The following is a 24,085-nucleotide window of genomic DNA, read 5'->3' on the forward strand; positions in this document are numbered from 1 at the left end:
TGGGGGGCGCGGCCACGGCGGTGGGGTGAACGTCGGGCTGTGGACAACCCGTGGGGTTGTGGACTGCAGGGCCGCGGACTGCGAGGTTGTGGAGTGCGGGGTTGTGGACTACCCGCCCCGAGCCCGTGCGGGGCGCGGGCGCTGCTGTCGGTCATGTCAACCCCAAGTCCTTCTCGACCAGGTCGAACAGTTCGTCGTTGGTGGCCGAACCGAGCCGGTCCAGCAGGTCGCCCGCGGTGCTGGCCGCGGTGGCGCGTTGGGCGGCCAGCAGGGATTCCAGGCGCATGACGACCCGGACCCGGGCGATGTCGTCGTCGGGGCGGGTGGTCAGGGCCAGTTCCAGGCGGTCGAGTTCGGCCATGGAGGGGAGGTCGTCCTCGGGGGTGTCCGGCAGGACCAGGGTGCGCAGGTGGGTGGCGAGCACGGTCGGGTTGGGTTGGTCGAAGACGAGGGTGGCGGGCAGCGCCAGGCCGGTGTCGGCGGCCAGGCGGTTGCGCAGTTCGACGGCGGTGAGGGAGTCGAAGCCGACCTCGCGGAAGGCCCTGTCCGGTTCGATCGCGTCCGCCCCGGTGTGGCCGAGGACCACGGCGGCGTGGGCGCGCACCAGGTCGAGCAGGGCGCGCGAGCGCTCCACTTCGGACAGTCCGGCCATTCGGGACCGGAAGTCGGCCGCGGCCTCGGCCGGCACGACCGCGGTGGCGACGGGTTGGGCGGCTTCGGGGAGTTCGGCCAGCAGGGGACTCGGCCGCAGGGAGGTGAACGCGGGCACGAACCGCGCCCAGTCGACCTCGGCGGCGGCGACGAAGGTGTCGCCGTGGTCGAGCGCCTGGCGCAGGGCGACCATGGCCGGGCCGGGGGTGATCAGCGGCACCCCCCGGCGCAGCATGGGTTCGACGGCGGTCAGCGCGACCATGCCGCCGCCGTCCCACGGCCCCCACGCCACCGACAGCACCGGCACGCCCTCGCTGCGCCGGTGCTCGGCGAGCGCGTCGAGGTAGGCGTTGCCCGCGGCGTACCCGCCGTGCCTGCCCACCCCCCACACGCCCGCGATCGAGGAGAAGTAGACCACCGCGTCGAGCTGTGCGGGGTCGATGAGCTCGTCGAGGTGGCGCGCTCCCGCCACCTTCGCGGTGATCAGGTACGCCAGGTCGTCGACGCTGGTGTACTCCAGCGGCGCCAACGTCCCCATGCCCGCCGTGTGCATGACCGCCGTGACCGGACTGTCCAGTTCAGACAGCATGCGCGCCACGTCCGCGCGGTCCGCCAGGTCGCAGGAGACGACGTCGACCCGTGCACCCGACGCCGACAGTTCAGCGACCAGTTCACGCGCACCCGGCGCGGCTGGGCCGCGGCGGCTGGTCAACACCAGGTGCTCGGCGCCGTTGGCCGCCAACCACCGCGACACGTGCCCACCGATCGCCCCGGTACCACCGGTGACCAGCACGGTCCCGCCCGGCCGCCACGACCGCATCGGCGCGGCCGAACCCGTCGCCGCGCGCACCAAGCGCCGGGCGAACGTCCCCGAAGCCCGGATCGCCAGCTGGTCCTCGTCATCCGCCCGGCTCAGGACCCCGACCAGCCTTGACGCCGCCCGGTCGTCGAAGCCCACAGGCACATCGACAAGACCGCCCCACTGCCGGGGGTGCTCCAAGCCCGCGACCCGCCCGAGCCCCCACACCTGGGCCTGCACCGGCCGAGCGGGCACCTCGCCCGTCGTCCCGACCGCGCCCTGCGTCACACACCACAGTGGAGCGATGTCGGTCTCGACCACCGCGTGCAGCAACGACAACGTCGCCGTCAACCCGACCGGCAAGGCGGTGTGCACTGGGTGCGGGGTCTCGTCGAGGGCCAGCAGCGACAGCACCCCGTCAACCTCGCGACCGAGCAGCTGGGCGACGAACGACTCCTCGGTCGGGTCGACCACCAGGACCTCGGCGCCCGCCATCGCCTTCACGACCGGTGAGTCCGCCACGGCCTGGGTGACCACGACCAGCCACCGACCGGTCAGCACCGGGTCGCGCACCTCATCGACCGCCGACCAACGGATCCGGTACCGCCAAGCGTCCACAGCGGACTCTTCGCTCACCTGTCGGTGCCAGCTCGCCAACGCGGGAAGCAATGGCTCCACCGCAGTCTCCGGAACCCGCAGCGCCGACGAGACCACGGCGCTGTCCTGCCGGTCCACCGCGGCCCAGAACCGGGCCTCACCCGGGTTGCTGACCACAGCGGGCGCCTCGGGTCGCGCCTTCGGCCAGAACCGCTGGCGCTGGAAGGCATAGGTGGGCAGGTCGACGAACCGGCCGTCGAGCCGCCAGTCGACCGCTGCTCCGCGGGTGTGGGCCTCCGCGAGCGCGGTCAGCCATCGCGCACGACCGCCGTCGTCGCGGCGGAGCGTCCCGATGGCGGTCGCGTCTTGGATGGCGGCCGTGAGCACCGGGTGCGGACTGGACTCGATCAGCAGGGTGTGGCCGTCGCGCAAGAGAGCCGTGGTCGCGGCTTCGAAGCGAACCGTCTCGCGCAGGTTCGTGAACCAGTACTCGGCGTCCAGCTTGGTGGTGTCCACGACATCGCCGGTCACGGCTGAATAGAACGGGATCGCGCACCGGCGCGGCGTGATCTCCGCAAGTGCCCCGAGGATCCGCGCACGCAGGCGGTCGACCTGCGCCGAGTGGGAGGCGTAGTCGACGGGTACGCGGCGAGCCCGGACGTTGTCCCCGGTCAACGCGACCAGCAGCTCGTCGAGCGCGCCCGGCTCACCCGACACGACCGTCGCTTCAGGACCGTTCACGGCCGCTACCGAGATCCGCTCGCCCCACCCCTCGATCCGCTCGCAGACGGAGCCCTCGGACAGCGGGATCGACACCATGCCGCCCAACCCGGCCAGTTCGGTGATGGCCTGGCTGCGCAGCGCGACGACAGCGGCCGCATCGGCCAGGCTCAGCGCACCGGCCACGGCGGCCGCCGCGATCTCGCCCTGGCTGTGCCCCACCACTGCCGCAGGCGCGACCCCGTGGGCCTGCCACAACGCGGCGAGCGACACCATGACCGCCCACAGCAGCGGCTGCACCACGTCAACGCGGGCCAACGCGTCTTCGTCGGCGAGCGCTTCGGTCGGCACGAAGTCAATGTGCGGGGCCAAAGCGTGAGCGCACTCGGCGAACCGGTCGGCGAACACCGGTTCGGTCAGCAGGTCCAGTGCCATCCCGGCCCACTGCGAACCCTGACCGGGGAAGACGAACGCGACCTTGGCCGTTCCCGCTTTGCCCGCCGTGACCGCCGGGTGCGGTGTCGCGTCCACGAGCGCCGACAAACCTTCGCGCAGCGAGTCGGTGGAGTCGGCGACCACCACGGCCCGGTGCTCGAAGGTGCTGCGCCTGCTCAGGGTGTGCGCGACGTCGGGTAGCGCGTCGGTCAGGTTCGCCCGCAGAGCCTCGGCTTGCGCGCGCAGGGCCTGCTCCGAGCGAGCCGACACGACGAAGGGCAAGGGCCGTCCGGCCGCTGAGGTGGTCTGCTCGGCGGGATCACCCGGGACATGCACTGCCTCCTCGACCACGAGGTGCGCGTTCGTTCCGCTGGCGCCGAAGGACGACACCCCGGCCCGGCGCGGCCGCCCGGTGGCAGGCCACGGCGTGGTGTCGGTGAGCAGGTCAACGGCTCCAGCCGTCCAGTCGACCTGGGTGGTGGGGGCGTCGATGTGCAGTGTCTTGGGCAGGATCCCGTGCCGCAGCGCCATGACCATCTTGATCACGCCTGCGGCACCGGAGGCGGCCTGGGTGTGTCCGAGGTTGGACTTCACCGCGCCCAGCAGCAGCGGGCGCTCGCGGTCGCGCCCGTAGGTGGCCAGCAACGCTTGGGCCTCGATCGGGTCGCCGAGCGTCGTACCGGTCCCGTGCGCCTCGACCGCGTCCACATCGGATAGTGAGAGGCCGGCCGCGGCGACGGCTTCCCGGATGACCCGCTGCTGCGACGGCCCGTTCGGCGCGGTCAAGCCGTTGGACGCGCCATCGGAGTTGACCGCGCTGCCCCGCACCACGGCCAAGACCTGGTGCCCGTTGCGCTGGGCGTCCGAGAGCCGCTCGACCAGCAGCAACGCCGCGCCCTCACCCCAGCCGGTCCCGTCGGCGGCGTCGGCGAACGCCTTGCACCGACCGTCCTGGGCGAGCCCGCTCAACCGGCTGAACTCGACGAACGGGCCCGGCGTGGACATCACCGACACGCCACCGGCCAGCGCCAGGTCGCACTCGCCCGACCGCAGCGACCGCGCGGCCAGGTGCAGCGCCACCAGCGACGACGAGCACGCCGTGTCGACCGTCAGCGCGGGCCCTTCGAACCCGAGGGTGTAGGCGACCCGGCCGGACAGGATGCTGGCGGTCGCGCCCGCGAGCAGGTGCCCCTCGACGTCCTCTTCCGCGCTGAGCAACAGGTAGCTGTAGTCCTGGCCGTTGCTGCCCGCGAACACGCCGGTCCGGCTGCCCCGCAAGTCGTGCGGGTCGATACCGGCTCGTTCCACCGCCTCCCAGGCGGTCTCGAGCAACAGCCGCTGCTGCGGGTCCATCGCGATGGCTTCGCGCGGGGAGATCCCGAAGAACGCGGGGTCGAAGTCGGCGGCCTCGTGCAGGAACCCACCCGCCTGGACGTAGGACGTGCCGCCGTCCGCGTCCTCGGCGAACAGCTCCGCCAGGTCCCACCCCCGGTCGGTGGGGAACGCGGAGATCGCCTCGTCGCCCGCCAGCAGAAGCCGCCACAGGTCTTCCGGCGACGCGATGCCGCCGGGGAACCGGCAGGCCATGCCGATGATCGCGATCGGCTCGTCGGTGGCGATCCGCGCGGTGGTCTCGACCTCGCGGGTGGTGCCGGTCAACTCAGCGGCCAGGTATTCGGCCAGGGACGCGGGTTTGGGGTAGTCGAACACCAGGCCCGCGGTGAGTGCGAGACCGGTCGCGGTGGCGAGCCGGTCGCGGACCTCGACCGCGGTCAGTGAGTCGACACCCAAGTCCTTGAACGGCAACTGCGCGCCGATGTCTTCCGGGCCCCGGTACCCCAGGACCGCGGCGACCTCGGCGCGGACCAGGTCGAGCAGGACGCCGGTGCGGTCGCCCTCCGGCAGGTCGGCGAGCCGGGTCCGCCACTGGGCGCGCAGGTCACCGGCGTCGACCGGGGTGGTGTCGGCGGCCTCGGGGAGGTCGGCGAGCAGTCGGCTGGGGCGGGTGCTGGTGAACGCGGGCGCGAAGGTGGTCCAGTCGACGTCGGCGACGGTGAGGTCGGTGCGGCTGTCGAGTGTCCTGCCGAGCGCGGTGAGGGCTTTCACCGGGGACATCGGGCGCAGGCCTCGGCGCAGGAGTTGGTCGTGGCTCTGCGCGGCCATACCAGCGCCCTCCCACGGCCCCCACGCGACCGACACGGCGGGCAACCCCCTGGCACGCCTGGATTCCGCCAGTGCATCGAGGTAGGCGTTCGCGGCGGCGTAGGCGCCCTGACCGCCACCACCCCAGGTCGCCGCGACGGAAGAGAAGTAGACGAATTCGGCCTTGGGCAACAGTTCGTCGAGCAGCGCGGCACCCTCGACCTTGGCCCGCAAGACATCGGCGAACTCGGCGAGCCCGGTCTCGTTCAGCGGAACGAGGTCGCTGACCCCGGCCGCGTGAACGACGGTTCCGATCTCGTGCCCGGCGACGAACGCTGCCACCTGTTCGCGGTCGGCGACGTCCAGCGGAAACTCAGTGCTGCCGCGGCTGGCGAGGATGACCTTCTCGGCACCGCGCTCGGTGAGCCACTGGGCGACGTGCGTGCCCAAAGCACCGGTGCCACCGGTGACCAGGACCGTTCCGCGCGGCGACCACGGGGTGCCGACGGGCGGTGTCGCCCGGACCAAGCGCCGCCCGAACACCCCGGTCGACCGGATCGCGACCTGGTCCTCACCACTGGAGACCACCGCGAGCAGCGCGGCCACGGCGCGGTCGTCGGGGTTGGGCATGTCGACCACGCCGCCCCAGCGAGCACCCAACTCGAGTGCCGCGACGCGACCCATCCCCCACAGCTGCGCCTGCCCAGGAGCGGTGAGCCGGTCCGCACGACCGACCGACACCGCGCCCCGGGTGACCATCCACAAGGGAGCGTCGATCGCCGCGTCACCGAGGGCTTGCACCAGGATCAGGTTCGCCACCTGCCCCGCGCTCATCGGCGGGTACTCGGTGTGCGGGGCGCTGTCGTCGGCGAGCAGCGAAAGCACGGCGGTGAAGCCCATGCCCGCGATGTCCCGCAACCGCGCGGCCACCGACCAGCGGTCCACCTCCGTGCGCGCCAACGGCAACTCGACCACGTCGACGCCGTGCCCGCGCAGCGCGCGGACCGTGCTGATCACCGACTTGTCGTCGGCCTTCGCGCTGGGGACGACCACGAGCCAAGTGCCGGGCGCGCGCGGCGCCAAGCCGGTGAGCGGGGTCCAGGTGGCCCGGTACGACCAGGTGTCGACCTCGGCGCGGTCCCGAACGCCTCGGCGCCAGTCGAGCAGGGCGGGCAGGACGGCGCGGACGGCATCCTCGTCGGTGCGCAGGGCCGCGGCGAGCGCGGTGGGGTCGGCGCGGTCGACGGTGGACCAGAAGTCGTTGTCCGAGGTGTCGGCGTCGGTTGTCGCGGCGGCGAGCCAGTAGCGGTCGCGGCGGAAGGCGTAGGTGGGCAGCGGCACGACCCGACCGCCCCACGGCTCGAACACGGCCCGCCAGTCGACGGGGACACCGGCGACGTGGGCGCGGGAGATCCCGGTGAGCAGTGCGTCGACCTCGTCGCGGTCCCGCCGCGACAGCGCCACGGCCCCGTCGACCATGGCCGAGAGCGCGCCGTCCGGGCCGACCTCGACGAACTTGGTGACCCCGGCGGCGCGCAACTGGTCAACCGCGGTGGCGAAGCGGACCGGCTGGCGCACCTGCTGGACCCAGTACTCGGCGGGGGCGTCGACCAGCAGCTCACCGGACACGGAGGACACGACGGGCAGGGCAGCCCGGGTGAAGGTGACCCCGGCCAGCGCGGCCCTGAACTCGGGCAGCATCGGGTCCATCAGCCGCGAGTGGAACGCGTGCGACACCGCCAGGTCCTTCACCCGGCGACCTTGTTCGACAATCCTACTTTTGAACTGTTGAACAATCCCACAATCCCCGGATACCACAATCGAACGATCCGAGTTCACCGCCGCGAGGTCGACCCCCTCGGGGAGTTCGATCTCGGACTCGGCGGCCTCGATGGCGAGCATGGCCCCGCCCTCGGGCAGCGCGCCCATGAGCCGGGCCCGGGCGGAGACCAGGGTGCAGGCGTCGTCCAGGGACAGGATCCCGGCGACGTGGGCGGCGGCGATCTCACCGATGGAGTGGCCGACCAGGTAGTCGGGCCGGATCCCCCAGGACTGCAGCAGCCGGAACAGGGCGACCTCGAAGGCGAAGATCGCGGGCTGGGCGTGCTCGGTCCGGTCCAGGTCACCCAGCTCACCGAACCGGGAAAGCACCTCGGCGTGCGCGTCGGCGAACACGCTGAACGCGGCGGCGAGCCGTTCGCCCATCCCCGCGCGCTGAGCGCCCTGCCCGGTGAACAGGAACGCGGTACGCCCATCGTCCGCGGTACCCGCGACCACGGTTCCCGCTGGTCGACCGGCGGCTATGGCCCGCAACCCGTCGACGAGGCCGTCGCGGTCGGCGGCCAGCACGACCGCGCGGTGCTCGAGCGCGGCGCGGGCGGTGGCGAGGGTGTGCCCGACGTCGAGCACGGACCCGTCGAGCGACCCGAGCAGCCGGTGCGCCTGTTCCCGCAAGACCTCTGGCGTGTGCGCCGATACCAGGCAGGGCACCAGCGCGGGGGCGGATCCCGCCGCCGCGGGTTCCGAATCCACACTGGACAAGATGGCGTGCGCGTTGGTGCCGCTCATGCCGAACGAGGACACGCCGATCCGGCGCGGCCGGTCGACCTGGGGCCATGACCGCGACGCGGTCAGCAGCCGCAGCCCGGTCCAGTCGATGTGCGGGGAGGGTTCCTCGGCGTGCAGGGTCATCGGTAGTTCGCCGTGCCGAAGCGCCAGCACCGACTTGATCACCCCGGCGACACCGGCGGCGGCCTGGGTGTGCCCGATGTTGGACTTGATCGACCCCAGCCACAGCGGCTCGGCGCGGTCACGGCCGTACGCCGCCGCCAACGCCTGCGCCTCGATCGGGTCGCCGAGCACGGTCCCGGTCCCGTGCGCCTCCACAGCGTCCACATCGGACGGCGTGAGACCCGCGGCGGTCAGCGCGGCCCGGATCACCCGCTGTTGCGACGGCCCGTTCGGCGCGGTCAGCCCGTTGGACGCCCCGTCGGCGTTCACCGCGGTCCCGCTGACCACGGCCAACACCTCGTACCCGCGCCGACGGGCCTCCGAAAGCCGGGTCAGCACCAGGACTCCAGCGCCTTCGCCCCACCCGGTGCCGTCGGCGTCGGCGGAGAACGCCTTGCAGCGCCCATCCCCCGCCAGCCCGCCCTGAGCGCCGAACTCGCTGTAGAGCCCCAGCCCGGCCATCACGGTGACCCCCGCGGCCAGCGCCACCGAGCACTCGTCGGCCTGCAGCGCCTTGACCGCCAAGTGCAGCGCCACCAACGAAGACGAGCACGCGGTGTCCACAGTGACCGCAGGACCCTCAAGCCCCAGCGCGTAGGCGACCCGACCGGACACGACGCTGGCGGCACTGCCGGTCAGCAAGTGCCCTTCAGCGCCCTCCGGCAACTCAAGGCCGATCCCGTAGTTCGACGCGCCCGCGCCCGCGAACACACCGGTCCGGCTCCCGCGCAGCGACAACGGGTCGATACCAGCGCGCTCCAACGCCTCCCAGGCGACCTCCAGCAACACCCGCTGCTGCGGGTCCATGGTCAGCGCCTCGCGGGGGCTGATGCCGAACAGCGCCGCGTCGAACCGGTCGGCGTCGTCGAGGAAACCGCCGCGCACGGCGACCGGGTCGGCGTCGATCCCGCGGCCGTCGGGGAACCCGGTGACCGCGTCACGGCCGTCGCGGACGAGGTCCCACAGGTCCTCCGGTGTGCGCACGCCGCCCGGGTAGCGGCACCCCATGCCAACGACCGCGACGGGTTCCCGCAGCGCCGCCAGCCGCTCGCGGGTGTCCGCGAGGTCGGCGGTGACCCGCTTGAGGTACCGCAGGAGCTTCTCGTCGTCAGCCATGTCGGGGTCCTCCACCACATCCGTTCCGGTCGGGGCTGCTGGGTTCAGGCCGTGGTCACGACACGCCGAGTTCCTTGTCGATGAAGTCGAAGACGTCGTCGGCCGACGCCGAGTCCAGTCGGCCCGCCGCGCCCCCGGTGACGGTGTCCAGCAGCGCCCGCAGCCGCTCGGCCAGCGCGCTGCCCGCGAGGGCACCGACCGGCAGCGCCTGGACGGTCGCGCTGAGCCGGTCGAGGTCGGCCAGCGCGGCGGCCCCCGGGTCGACACCGCCGAACAGCTCGGTCCAGAGCCGGTCGGCGAGCTCGGCCGGGGTCGGGTGGTCGAACACCAGCGTCGCGGGCAGCCGCAGGTCGGTGGCCCCGGTGAGCCGGTTGCGCAGCTCGACGCCGGTGAGGGAGTCGAAACCGAGTTCCTTGAACGCTCGCTGCCCCCCGACGGCGGTGGCGTCGCTGTGGCCGAGGACGGCGGCGGCGTTGTCGCGGACCAGGTCGACCAGGGTCCGGCGCTGCTCGGGTTCTGGGAGCCTGGCGAGTCGGTCGCCGAGGTCGAGCGGGGTCGCGGCACTCGCCTTGGCCCTGGTCGGGGTGGTCGGCCGGACGAGGCCGCGCAGCAGCGGCGGGACGTCCACAACGGCCTTGAGGTCGAGCGGCATCGGCACCAAGTGCGCGTCGGGCAAGGCCAACGCGGTGTCGAACAGGGCCATGCCGCGCTCGGCGGAGATCGTGCCGCCCGCGCGGGCCTGGTGCGTGCCCCCGAGGTGCCCGGTCATCGTGCTGGCCTGCTCCCACAGGCCCCACGCCAGCGACTGGGCGGGGAGCCCACGGGCCCGGCGGCGTTGTGCCAGGGCGTCGAGGACGGCGTTCGCTGCGGCGTAGTTCGCCTGGCCCGCGGTGCCGAGAGTGGCTGACGCGGAGGAGTACAGGACGAAGAACGCCAGGTCGTGGTGGGCGGTGAGCTCGTCGAGCAGCAATGCGGCGGTGACCTTGGGGCGCAGGACGGCGGCGAGGCGGTCCGGGGTGAGCGAGCCGAGCACGCCGTCGTCGAGGACACCGGCGGCGTGGACGACACCGGTGAGGGTGACGCCGTCCAGCAACGCCTCGACAGCGGCGCGATCGGTGACGTCGCAGGCGACCGCACGGGCCTGCTCCGGTATGTCCGCCGGGGCGTTGCCGCTGCGGCTGACCAGGAGCACGTCCCGCACGCCGTGCTCGTCGACCAGGTGCTGGGCCAGGAACCCGGCGAGGACGCCGCTGCCGCCGGTGATCAGAACCGTGCCGTCGGGGTCGAGCGGGGTGGGCAGCGTGAAGACGTTCTTGCCGACGTGCCGGGCTCCCGCGATGTGCCGGAACGCGGCGGGGGCTTGGCGCAGGTCCCACGCGGTCACCGGGAGCAGGTCCAGCGCGCCCCGGTCGAACAGCGCGAGCACCTCGGCGAGGATCTCGCCCAGTCGGTCCGGACCGGCTTCGACCAGGTCGAACGCGCGGTAGTTGGGCACGTCGACGCGGATGTCGGTCTTGCCCATCTCGATGAAGCGGCCCTCCGGCGCGAGCAGCCGCAGCGACGCGTCGACGTACTCGCCCGCCAGGGAGTTGAGCACCACGTCGAAGCCGCGGCCGTCGGTGGCGGCGCGCAGCCGCGGTTCGAAGTCGAGGGACCGCGACGAGGCGAGGTGCTCGTCGTCGAGACCGGTCGCGGGCCACTTCGCCGGGCTGGCCGTGCCGAACGGCTCAGCGCCGAAGTGCCGGACCAGCTGGACCGCCGCCATCCCGACCCCACCGGAGGCGGCGTGCACGAGCACGGTGTCGCCCTTGGCCATGCCGCCCAGGTCGACCAGGCCGTAGTAGGCGGTGAGGAACGGGGTGGGGACCGAGGCGGCCGCCGCGAAGCTCCACTGTGGACGCATCCGCGCGAGCGCGCGGCGGTCGGTGGTGGCCTCGGTCCCGAAGCAGGTGGTGAAGACACCGAACACGCGGTCGCCCGGCTCCAGGTCGAGCACGTCGGCGCCGACCTCGAGCACGACGCCAGCGCCCTCGGTTCCCATGCCCTGCTGGTCGGGTACCAGGCCGAGGGTGATCGCGACGTCGCGGAAGTTGACGCCCATTGCCCGCATGGCGACCCGGACCTCGTTCGGACCGAGTTCGCGTGGCGGGTCCGGCACGAACGCGAGGTTGTCGATGGTGCGGTCCCCGACGACGTCGAGCCTGGTGCCCGGTCGGGGATCGAGCGCCGGGGCGGTGACGCGGGCGAGGCGCGCGGCAAGCACCTGGCCGCGGCGGATCGCGACCTGCGGTTCGCCGGTGGCCAGCGCGGCCGGGAGCGCGGCGCGGGAGTCGGGGTGTTCGTCGAGGTCGACTGTGGCGAAGCGACCGGGGTTCTCGCTGGCGGCCGAGCGGAACAGGCCGTGCACCGCAGCACCCGCGAGGTCGTCGACGTGCTCGCCGGGGGCGGTCGCGGTCGCGTGCCGGGTGAGCGCGACCAGGCGGGAGTCCGCCACGCGGGGGTCGAGCGCCCAGTCTTGTGCGGTGATCAGGGCCTCGAGGGCGGCTTGCTCCGGCGTGGCGGCCGTCGGTGACCAGATGACGTGCGCCGGGACCGGGTCGGCGAGTTCGTGCGCGTACTCGGCGAAATCGGCCGATTCGCTTGCGGTGACAGGAATCCAGTCGACGCGGTAGAGGGATTCGGTGTCGACGACGGCGGTCAGCGGGCGCAGCACCAGGGAATCGATGGTGATGACGGGGGTGCCGTGCGGGTCTGTGGCGGTGACGGCGATGCTGTCGGCGCCGATCGGGCTGATCCGCACACGCAGAGCGGTCGCACCGGTCGCGTGCAGGGTGACCCCGGTCCACGCGAAGGGCAACAGGGTGCCGCCGCCGAGGAGACCACCGAGTGTCGCCGCGTGCAGTGCCGAGTCGAGCAGGGCCGGGTGGATGCCGAAGCCGCTGGTGTCGGCGAGTTCGACCTCGGCGTAGACGTCATCGCCGGACTTCCAGGCAGCGGTGAGGCCCTGGAAGGTCGGGCCGTAGGCATAGCCCGCTTCCGCCAAGGCGGTGTAGAAGCCTTCGGTGTCCAACGGTTCGCCAGCGGGTGGCCACGTCAGTGGCGCAGGTTCCGTGGTGGCGTCGCTGAGGGTTCCGGTGGCGTGGGTGGTCCAGTCGCCGCCGGTTTCCGGTCGTGAGTGGACGGTCAGGCTGTCGCCGTTGACGCGGACCTGGAGTTGGACGGCGCCGCGCTCGGGGATGGTGAGCGGGGTGCGCAGGGTCAGGTCTTCGACGTGGCTGCCCGCGTGCAGGGCGAGGTCGACGAACGCGGTGCCGGGCAGCAGCACGGAACCGGCCACGGTGTGGTCGACCAGCCAAGGGTGGGTGGCCAGCGACAGGCGACCCGTCCACAGTGTCCCGTCGTCGTCAGCGAGCGTGACGGCAGCGCCCAGGAACGGGTGGTTCGCGTCGGCGAGGCCAGCGGCGGTGACATCGGTGCTGGTCACGGGCTTGGGCCAGAACCGCTGCCGCTGGAACGGGTAGGTGGGCAGGTCGACGACCCGGCCGCCCCAGCCGCGCATGACCTCGGCCCAGTCGACCTCGATCCCGGCGACGTGGGCCTCGCCGAGCGCGGTGTACCAACGACCGGGCTCGTCGCGGCGCAGCGTCGCCAAGACGGTGCCCGCGGTGTCCTTGGCGTCGAGGGTTTCCTGGATGCCGACGGTCAGCACGGGGTGGGCGCTGACCTCGAGGAACACGGTGCGGCCCGCGTCGACCAGGTTCGCGGTGGCCTGCTCGAACAGCACCGTTTCGCGCAGGTTGTCGTACCAGTACTCGGCATCGAGTGAGGCGGTGTCGAGCACGCCCGCGGTGACGGCGGAGTGGAACGGGATAGTGCCGGTGACCGGGGCGATCGGGGCGAGGTCGGCCAACAGCCGTTCGCGGACCCGTTCGACGTGCGCGGAGTGGGAGGCGTAGTCGACGGAGATCCGCCTGGCGCGGATGTCGCAGTCAGCGCAGACAGCCAGCAACTCGTCCAAGGCGGGAACGTCACCCGAGACCACTGTGGACTGTGGCCCGTTGACCGCGGCGATGGACAGCGCGGGCCAAGCGGCGATCAGGGTCTGCGCCTCGGCGTGCGAGACGGCCAGGGAGACCATGCCGCCTTCGACGTCGATGAGCCCGCAGCGGTCCGCCCATTCGCGGTGAATGTCGCTGGTCGGAGTGGTCTCGGGTCGCAGGAGTTCAGCGATCGCGTTGGCGCGCAGGGCAACGACCCGAGCCCCATCCTCCAAGGTCAGACCGCCCGCGACCACGGCGGCGGCGATCTCACCCTGGGAGTGGCCGAGCACCGCGCTTGGCCGCACGCCCACCGAGGCCCACAACGCCGCGAGGGAGACCATCACGGCCCACAGCACCGGCTGCACGACCTCGACCCGCTCCAGGTCACCGCCGCGCAGGACGTCGAGCAACGACCACCGCACGTGCGGGGCGAGAGCGCGTTCGCACTCCTCGATCCGGTCCCGGAACACCGGCTCGTCGAGCAGGTCGACGGCCATGCCGACCCACTGGGAGCCCTGCCCAGGGAAGACGAACACCGGCCCCGCGAGGGTTCCGGTGCCGATCTGCGCACGACCGTCCGCGAGTGCGGCGAGACCCTCGGGGCCGAATGCCACGGCGCGGTGCGACAGCGCGGCCCTCGTGGTGGCGAGCGTCCAGGCGGCGTCAACCGACGAGACATCCACAGTGGACAGCTGCCGAGCGTGCTCGCGAACTGCTTCTGCGGTGTCGGCGGACAAGACCCATGGCACGGCCGGGCGGCCTACTGGCGCGACCGACTCGGCGTCGTCCGCGGATTCGATGACGATGTGGGCGTTCGTGCCGCTGACGCCGAACGACGACACGCCCGCACGGCGTGGGCGGTCAGCGGGCCAGGGCTGCGACTCGGTGAGTAGCCGGACGGCACCGGCCGTCCAGTCGACCTGGCTGGTGGGCGCGTCGACGTGCAGGGTCCTCGGGAGAACACCGTGCCGCATCGCTTGGACGACCTTGATCACACCGGCGACACCGGAGGCCGCCTGGGTGTGGCCGATGTTGGACTTCACCGAACCCAGCCACAGCGGCGTCTCGCGGTCCTGGCCGTAGGTGGCCAGCAGTGCCTGCGCCTCGATCGGGTCACCGAGTCGGGTTCCCGTTCCGTGCCCCTCCACAACGTCCACATCGGATGTCGTGAGGCTGGCGTCAGCGAGGGCAGCGCGGATGACCCGCTGCTGCGACGGCCCGTTCGGTGCGGTCAGGCCGTTGGACGCGCCGTCGGAGTTGACCGCTGTCCCGCGCACGACGGCCAGCACCCGGTGTCCGTTGCGGCGGGCGTCCGAGAGCCGCTCGACAACAAGGACGCCCACACCCTCACCCCAGCCGGTTCCGTCGGCGGCGTCGGCATACGACTTGCAGCGGCCGTTGGGTGCGACACCGTTCTGGCGGGAGAACTCGGTGAACACGCCAGGGGTGGACATGACCACAACGCCACCGGCAACCGCCATCGTGCACTCACCACCGCGCAACGCCCGGACCGCCATGTGCAGCGCCACCAACGAAGAAGAACAAGCAGTGTCCACAGTGACTGCCGGTCCTTCGAGCCCGAACGTGTAGGCGACGCGACCGGACACCACGCTGGCGGAACTACCGGTAGCGAGGTATCCCTCACTGCCTTCGGGTGCGTCCGCGAGCAGCGAGATGTAGTCGTGGCTGTTGGTACCCGCGAAAACACCTGTACTGGAGCCCTTGAGCGACATCGGGTTGATCCCCGCGCGCTCGAACGCCTCCCAGGCGGTCTCCAGCAGGAGACGCTGCTGCGGGTCCATGGCGACGGCTTCGCGTGGTGACACCCCGAACAGACCAGCGTCGAAGTCGGCCACGTCGTAGAGGAAGCCGCCTTCGTGGGCGTGCGAGGACGCCGGGTTGTCCGGGTCCGGGTCGTACAGGCCGTCGAGCCACCACCCGCGGTCGGTCGGGAAGGCCCCCATCCCGTCGCCGCCGGTGCGCACCAACTCCCAGAGGTCCTCGGGCGACCGGACGCCACCGGGGTAGCGGCACGCCATACCGATGATCGCGATCGGCTCGTTGGGGTCGGTGCTGGTGGGCGTCTCTTCGGGGGTGGTGCGCAGGTCACCCGCGAGGTGGTCGGCGAGCGCACGTGCGGTCGGGTAGTCGAAGACCAGCGTCGCGGGCAGCGCCAGGCCGGTGGCGTTGACCAGGCGGTCCCGCAGTTCGACGGCGGTCAGCGAGTCGAACCCGAGGTCGTTGAACGGGCGACCGGGCTCGATCGCCTCCGGGTCGCTGTGCCCGAGGACGGCGGCCGCGCTGGCCCGGACGAGCGTGAGCAGGTCACCGGGGTCGACCGCGACCCGCTCGGGAACGGCCACCGGCTCGGTGAAGTCGGTGAGCAGCGGACTCGGCCGGGAGGTGGTGAAGGCGGCGGTGAAGCGCGCCCAGTCCACATCGGCCACAGTGACCGTCGTGTCACCGTTGTCCAGCGCCTTGGCCAGGGCGGCCGTGGCCAACTCCGGGTCCATCGCGGCGAGGCCGCGCCGCAACAGGTAGTCCTCGGCATCGGCGCTGACCAGCATGCCATCGCCCGCCCATGGTCCCCATGCGACAGACGTGACGGGCAGGTCGCGCGCTCGGCGGTGCTCGGCGAGCCCGTCGAGGAAAGCGTTCGCGGCGGAGTAGGCGGCTTGGTTGCCACTACCCCAGGTGGCGGCGATCGAGGAGAACAGCACCAGGTGGGCGTTGGGCAGGAGCTCGTGCAGGTTCCTGGCGCCGGTGACCTTGGCCCGCAGGACATCCGCGAACTCACTCAACCCGGTCTCGGCCAGCGGCACAGCCTCGACCATGCCCGCGGTGTGGAAGACCGCGGTGATGTCATGGCCCGCGACGGCTTCCGCGAGGGCATCCCGATCGGCGACATCGGCGGCGACGAAGGTGATCCGGTTCCCGTGACGGGCCAACAACTCCTGAGCCCGGGGTGCGTCAGACCCACTGCGGCTGAGCAGGAGGAGGTGCTCGGCGCCCCGGTCCAGCACGAGTCCAGCGGCCCGAGCGGCAAGAGCTCCGGTACCACCGGTGACAAGAACGGTTCCCGTCGCGCGCCAACCCGGCTTGGCGGGGGCGGGAGTGGCGCGGGTGAGACGGCGGGCGTAGCGGCCTGCGGCCCGGATGGCGACCTGGTCCTCGGTGCCGGTGAGCGAGACAGCGAGGCGTTGCGCACCACGGGAGTCGAGGCGCTCGGGCAGGTCGATCAGGCCGCCCCAACGGGCCGGGAACTCCAGTGCGGCCACTCGACCCATGCCCCAGAGCGCGGCCTGGTCGGGGTCAGCTGGGCGGTCGCTGCGGCTGACGGCTTGGGCACCGCGGGTGAGACACCACAGGGGCGCTGTGCTGCCCGCGTCGCCGAGGGCTTGGACGAGGAGGACGGGCAGCGCGACGGCGGTGGGCAGGTCCGGGTACTCCGGGTGGTGGCCGGGGATGGCCGTGGTGATGACGCCGTCGTAGGTGCCGAGGAGGTGTTGGGCGAGGTTCCAGCGGTCGGTCTCGGTGCCGGTGAGGTCGAGCTCCACGACCTCCGCGCCGTGCGCGCGCAGAGCATCGCGGACATCCTGCGGGCAAGCGACGGCGAGCCAGGTGCCGAGCGGGGCTTGGTCGACGTCGGGGATCGGGTTCCAGGTGGCGCGGTACCGCCACGAGTCCACTGTAGACCGGTCGGTGCGGGTCCTGCGCCAGCTGGTGAGGGCGGGGAGCACGGCGTCGAGGGTGCTCTGGTCGAGGTTGAGGCTCGCTGCGAGGGCATCGGCGTCGCCCTGGTCAACGGCCGCCCAGAAGGCGTGCTCGTCCCCGGTGACCGCGGCGGGCGCGGGGAAGGTGTCCAGCCAGAACCGCTGCCGCTGGAACGGGTAGGTGGGCAGGTCGACGGGGTTGCCGCCGCCGATGACCTCCGCCCAGGTGACCTTGGCGCCGCGGACCCAGACCCCGGCGATCGCGTGAACCGCGGTGTCGGCCTCGGGCTTCCCGTTGCGCAACAACGGGAACGCGGTGCCTTCGACGAGCGCGCTGAGGACGCCGTCGGGGCCGAGTTCGAGGAAGTCGGCGTCCTGACCCGCGGCCGCCTCGGCGAAGCGGACGGTGTCGCGGACCTGGCGGACCCAGTAGTCCGGGGAGTCGAGGCGACCACCGGCGGTCGGCACGATCCGGATCACCGGCTCGTGGAAGGTCACACCCCGGGCGACCTCGGCAAACGCGTCGAGCATCGCGTCCATGTGGTGCGAGTGGAAGGCATGCGAGACCCGCAACTGCTTGACCCGCAGTCCTTGTTCTGCGAGCCGGGCCCTGAGCTGCTCGACCTGCACGCGGTCCCCGGACACCACGATCGACCGGTCCGCGTTCACCGCCGCCAGGTCGACGCCCTCGGGCAGCTCGACTTCGCCTTCAGGGGCCTCGACGGCGAGCATGGCGCCGTCGTTGTCGATGGCCTGCATGAGCCGGGCGCGGGCGGAGACCAAGGTGCAGGCGTCGTCGAGGGACAGGACCCCGGCGACGTGAGCGGCCGCGAGCTCGCCGATGGAGTGGCCGATGAGCAGGTCCGGCGCCAAGCCCCAGGACTCCAACAGTCGGAACAGCGCGACCTGCAGCGCGAACAGGGCGGGCTGGGCGTTGCCGGTCTGGTCGAGGTCGTCACCGAAGGGGACTCTGGCGACGATCGCGTCGTAGGTCTCGGCGAAGACGGGGAACGTCTCGCGCAGCTGCTCCCCCATGCCCGCGCGCTGCGAGCCCTGACCGGTGAACAAGTATCCCAGCCTGCGCGGCTCGGCGACGCCCCGCGCGATGGTCTCCCGATTGAGGACCACCGCCCGGTGGGCGAGAGAAGCCCGGCCGACCGCGAGCGTGTGCGCGATGTCGGCAGTGGGTGCCTCGGGCATGGCGCCCAGTTGCGCGTCGAGCGCCGGTTCCGTCTTGCCGGAGAACACCCACGGCACCACGGCGGCCGGGAGCGTCGGCCGGTCGGGAGTGGCCGGGGCCTGCTCGATGATCACGTGCGCGTTGGTCCCGCTGACGCCGAACGCGGAGATGCCCGCGCGGCGGGGGCGGTCCAGGTCCGGCCAGGGGCGAGCGTCGGTCAGCAGCGCGACCGAGCCGGTGGTCCAGTCGACGTGCGGGGTGGGTTCGTCGACGTGCAGGGTCTTGGGGAGGTGGCCGTGGCGCATCGCCATGACCATCTTCATGATCCCGGCCATGCCGGACGCGGCCTGCGTGTGCCCGATGTTCGACTTCAGTGACCCCAGCCACAGCGGCGTCTCGCGGTCCTGGCCGTAGGTGGCCAGCAAGGCTTGCGCCTCAATGGGATCGCCGAGCCGGGTGCCCGTTCCGTGACCCTCGACAACGTCCACATCAGACGTCCGAAGTCGAGCATCAGTCAGTGCGGCGCGGATCACCCGCTGCTGCGACGGGCCGTTCGGCGCGGTCAGGCCGTTCGACGCGCCATCGGAGTTGACCGCCGACCCGCGCACCACGGCGAGCACGGAGCGCCCCTGCCGGATCGCCTCGTCCAGCGGCATGACCAGCAGCGCTCCGACGCCCTCGCCCCAGCCCGTGCCGTCGGCGGCTCCGGCGAACGACTTGCACCGGCCGTCACCGGCGAGCCCGTTCTGGCGGCTGAACTCGGAGAAGATGTCCGAGCTGGTCATCACCGCCACACCCGCGACGAGCGCCATCCCGCATTCGCCCGCCGCCAGCGCGCGCATCGCCAGGTGCAGCGCGACCAAACTGGAGGAGCAGGCCGTGTCGACGGTGACGGCAGGCCCTTCGAGGCCGAAGGTGTACGCGAGCCGACCGGACATGACGCTGCTGGACGTGCCTGTCAGGTAGTGGCCTTCCGAACCGCTGGCGGTGTTCATCCCGACCCCGTACCCGGAGGCCGAGGCGCCGACGAAGACACCCGTGTCGGTGCCGCGCAGCGAATACGGGTCGACGTTGGCGCGTTCCAGAACTTCCCACGCGGCTTCGAGGAGCACTCGCTGCTGCGGGTCCATCGATGCCGCTTCACGCGGGGAGATGCCGAAGAGGTCGGCGTCGAACGTGGTGGCGTCGTAGATGAAGCCACCTTCGGGCGCATAGGCCCCGTCGGCGCGGCCCAGGTCCCAGCCTCGGTCGGTGGGGAACACCGAGACGCCGTCGATCCCATCCCGGACCAGCTGCCACAGCGCTTCCGGGCTGCTGACCCCGCCCGGGAACCGGCAGCTCATCCCAACGATCGCGACGCCGCCCGAGCTGACACCCGCGGCGACGACCGGGAGGTCAGCCGAGTCGGTGTCGTCCGGGAGGAGCAGTCCGAGGAGGTGGTCGGCCAGGGCCACCGGGTTCGGGTAGTCGAAGACGACGGTGGCGGGGAGCCGGACGCCGGTGGCCGCGCCGACCCGGTTGCGGACCTCCACGGCGGTGACCGAGTCGACGCCCAGGTCCTTGAACGGGCGGTCGGGGTCGACGGGGTCGGTGTAGCCGAGGACGACGGCGGTCTCGCGGCGGACGGCGTCGAGCACGAGGCGCCGCCGCTCAGCGGAGGTGCGGTCGGCGAGGGCGCCTACCAGGGCAGGGACCTCGGGGACGTCGGAGGCCACCACGACGTCCGGGGCGAACGAGGCGAGCAGCGGGCTGGGGCGCGAGGTCGTGAAGGTGGGGACGAAGCGGGTCCAGTCGATGTCGGCGATCGTCACGGCGGTCTCTCCGGCGTCGATCGCGGCGGCCAGACCGGCCAGGCACCTCTGGGGCGACATCGGGTTGATCCCCCGGCGCCTGAGGAACTCGCCCGCACCACCTCGGGTCGCCATACCGGCGTCTGCCCACGCCCCCCACGCGATAGAGGTTGCCTGCAGCCCGCGGGCTCGCCGCGACTCGGCAAGTGCGTCGAGGTGGGCATTGGCAGCCGCGTAAGAGGCCTGGTTTCCGCTGCCCCACACGCCGGCGATAGAGGAGAACAACACGAAGAGCTCGGCGTCAGCCAGCAGTTCGTTCAGGTGCGCGGCGCCGAGAACCTTCGCGCGTAGACCGTCGGCGAACTCGGCGACATCGGTCTCGTCCAGGGGCACGGAGTGGTCGACTCCGGCGGTGTGCACGACGCCCACTACGGGGTGAGCCGCCAGCACAGCCTCGACGGAGGCGCGGTCGGCCACGTCGCAGGCAACGACCGGCGCGCCCAACTCCGCGGACAGCTCCGCAGCACCCGGTGCGTCCAGCCCACGGCGGCTGGCCAAGACGACCGAGACACCCCTACCAACCAGCCATCGCGCTACGGCGGCGCCCAGCGCACCTGTGCCGCCGGTGACCAGCACGGGGCCGGAGAGCGCCAAGGGCGTAGTGGGTCGAGGTTCAGGCGCCCGCTCAAGGCGTCGCCCGTAGACGCCATTGGCGCGAACCGCGACCTGGTCCTCTTCACCGCCAAGCATGGCCACTAGGGCGGCAGGGTCACCGCCCGAGGACAGCTCGATCAGCCCGCCCCATTGCGACGGCGCCTCTAGCGCAACGACTCGCCCAAGACCCCAGACCTGGGCCTGTACCGGGTCCCCTAAGGCGCCAGTGACGCACCACAGCGGCGCAGTGACCCCAGCATCCCCAAGGGCCTGAACCAGCGTAAGAGTCCCACCGACGCCAACCATGACCGCGTCGTCGTCGATGTGGGGGCGGTCGTCGAAGGCGAGCAGGGACACGACCCCGTCCGGGTAGCCGACCTCGCGCATCCGCTCGGCCAGTGACCACCGGTCGAGGTCGTCGTCCGCAAGGACGATCTCCACCAACTCCACGCCTCTGGCAGCTAGCGCGTCGAGGCACCACTGCCCGTCAACGCCCTCGGTCCTTACGACCGCCCAAGTGCCGCTAGCGCCCTTGCCGGGCGTAAGAGGCCGCCACCCGACCCGGTACCGCCACGACTCCGCTGCCACTACGGGCGCGGCGAGCCAGTAGTGCTGTCGCTGGAACCGGTAGGTCGGCAGGTCCACCCAGGTCCCACCGGCCGCGAGCACCGACCAGTCGACCCGGACCCCGGCGACGTGCGCCTCGGCGACGGCGGTCAGCCACCTGCGCAGATCGCCTTCGTCGCGCCGCAGCGTCGCCAGCGCCGTTCCGGTACCGGCCTGTTCCAGCGTCTCCTGGAGCCCGACAGTGAGCACTGGGTGGGCGCTGACCTCGATGAACACGGTGTGCCCGGCGGCCAACGCCGCCGAAGTGGCCTGGTCGAACCGCACGGTTTCGCGCAGGTTGCGGTACCAGTAGTCGGCGTCGAGCTCAGCGGTGTCGATCACCTCGCCGGTGACGGCCGAGTAGAACGGCACCTGGGCCGACCGGGGCGCGAGGTCGGGCAGGTCAAGTCGATCGCGCAGCCGCTCCACGTGCGCGGAGTGGGAGGCGTAGTCGACCGGCACCCGCCGCGCCCGCACACCCGACTCCTCGGCCACCGCCAACAGCTCGTCCAACGCGGCGACGTCACCGGACACCACAGTGGACCCCGGGCCGTTCACCGCCGCGACCGACAGCCCCGGCCACCGCTCGATCAGAGCCGCCCCCTCGTCGTGCGGCAGTGCCAACGACACCATGCCGCCGGTGCCACCCAGCACCTCAGCGATGGCCCGGCTCCGCAGCGCCACTACGCGCGCCCCGGTCTCGAGGGAGATCGCCCCGGCCACTACGGCCGCGGCGATCTCCCCCTGCGAGTGCCCGATCACGGCGGCGGGCGTCACCCCGACCGAGCCCCACAGCTCGGCCAGCGACACCATCACCGCCCACAACACGGGCTGCACGACGTCGACCCGCTCCAGGTCGCCTCCGCGCACGACATCGAGCAGTGACCAGTCCACATGCTCGGACAGGGCGTGGGCGCACTCGGCCATGCGTGCGGCGAACACCGGCGAGGCCGCCAGCAGCCCGGTGGCCATGCCCACCCACTGCGAGCCCTGCCCGGGGAACACGAACACCGGCGCCGCGTCCGACCGGGCAACCCCAGAGACAACGTTGACGGCGGACTCACCGCGCTCGACGGCTCCAAGGCCCGCCCGCAACTCCTCTGCGGTGCCACCGACCACCACGGCCCGGTGTTCCAGCGCGGCACGCCCGGTCGCGAGCGACCAGGCCACATCGGCTGGCTGGGCCTCCACCGTCGCAAGAGCGGTAGCAGCGGCGCGCAGGGCGTCACCGGTGCGGGCCGCTACCGGCCACGCCACAACGGAAGGCGGCTCTACCGGCTCAGCGCTCTCGTGCGGTTCGGCTTCCTCTATGACGATGTGCGCGTTGGTGCCGCTAACGCTGAACGACGACACCCCAGCGCGGCGCGGACGCTCAGCGTCACGAGGCCACGGGGTGGGCTCGGTCAAGAGCTCTACCGCGCCAGCCGCCCAATCCACGTGCGGAGTCGGGGCATCCACGTGCAGGGTCTTAGGGAGCAGTTCGTGCTGCAGCGCTTGGACGACCTTGATGATCCCGGCAGCACCAGCAGCCGCCTGGGAGTGGCCGAGGTTGCTCTTAATAGAGCCAAGCAGCAGCGGCCGTTCGCGGTCCTGCCCATAGGTGGCCAGCAGGGCCTGCGCCTCTATGGGGTCGCCAAGCGTAGTGCCGGTGCCATGCGCCTCTACCGCGTCAACATCAGCTGGAGTGAGCCGGGCGTTGGCGAGAGCGGCACGGATGACGCGCTCTTGGGAGGGCCCGTTGGGTGCGGTAAGGCCGTTCGAGGCGCCATCGGAGTTGACAGCGGTTCCCCGCACAACGGCGAGAACGCGGTGACCGCGTGCCTTGGCGTCAGCGAGACGCTCTACGACCAAGACACCCGCGCCCTCGGCCCACCCGGTGCCGTCAGCGGCGGCGGCGAACGCCTTACACCGCCCGTCAGCGGCGAGTCCCTTTTGCCTGCTGAACTCGGTGAAGATCCCGGGCGTGGTCATCACGGTGACGCCGCCGGTCAGCGCCATGTCGCACTCGCCAGCCCGTAGTGCCTGGACGGCGAGGTGGAGCGCAACAAGGCTGCTGGAACAGGCGGTGTCCACGGTCACCGCGGGCCCTTCCAAGCCCAGGGTGTACGCGACGCGACCGGACACAACGCTGGGGGCGTTGCCGGTGAGCAGGTGCCCCTCAGCGCCCGGCGGTAGCTCCCGAAGACCAGCGCCGTAAGCGGAAGACGACGAGCCGATGAACACGCCGGTTCGACTACCGCGCAACGACAGCGGGTCGAACCCGGCCCGCTCCACCGCCTCCCAGGCGGTCTCCAGCAGGATGCGCTGCTGCGGGTCCATCGCGACCGCTTCACGCGGGGAGATCCCGAACAGGGTGGCGTCGAACTCGGCGGCGGTGTGGACGAACCCGCCCTCGCGCGCGTAGCTGGTGCCCGGCGCGTCGGGGTCGTCGTCGAACACAACGTCCCAGCCGCGGTCGGTGGGGAACGGGGACACCCCGTCGCGACCCTGAGCGACCAGCTCCCACAGGTGCTCGGGCGAGGCGATCCCGCCGGGGTAGCGGCAGGCCATGCCGACGATCGCGATCGGCTCGTGCGGCCGGTCCTCGGCCACCCGCAAGCGGCGGCGGGCCTGGCGCAGGTCGGCGGTGAGGCGCTTGAGGTATTCCAGGTACTTCTTCTCGTCAGTCACCCGATGCCACCTTCTCCAGGGCCGACGGGAGCGCACACCCAAAACCCGCGAGCCCACCGCACTGACGAAGTCCCGAAATCCGGTGGGCATTCCGGGGCCAGAACACGAGACAGACCCTAGGAAGCACCGTCCCGGCCGGACAACCCCCTAGCACCCCTAGGCGACCAGGGGCTAGGGGCTCGGCGCTGGGAACCCGACGCGGGGAATGTGCACCCCAATCGCAGCGCATTTCTCTAACGCGA

Annotated in this window: 2 protein-coding genes; both read right to left on the reverse strand. The window is 72.0% G+C overall.

The genetic code is table 11. From position 1 onward, the window contains the following. Positions 1-151: 151 nt before the first annotated feature. A complete protein-coding gene (locus JOD54_RS00205) occupies positions 152-9,190 on the reverse strand; it encodes a type I polyketide synthase (protein ID WP_204448637.1) in 9,039 nt (3,012 codons plus the stop codon). A gap of 55 nt (positions 9,191-9,245) precedes the next feature. Further along, a complete protein-coding gene (locus JOD54_RS33835; RefSeq protein ID WP_443601161.1) occupies positions 9,246-23,879 on the reverse strand; it encodes a type I polyketide synthase in 14,634 nt (4,877 codons plus the stop codon). Positions 23,880-24,085: the final 206 nt, after the last annotated feature.

This window comes from Actinokineospora baliensis (assembly GCF_016907695.1).
Classification (GTDB): domain Bacteria; phylum Actinomycetota; class Actinomycetes; order Mycobacteriales; family Pseudonocardiaceae; genus Actinokineospora; species Actinokineospora baliensis.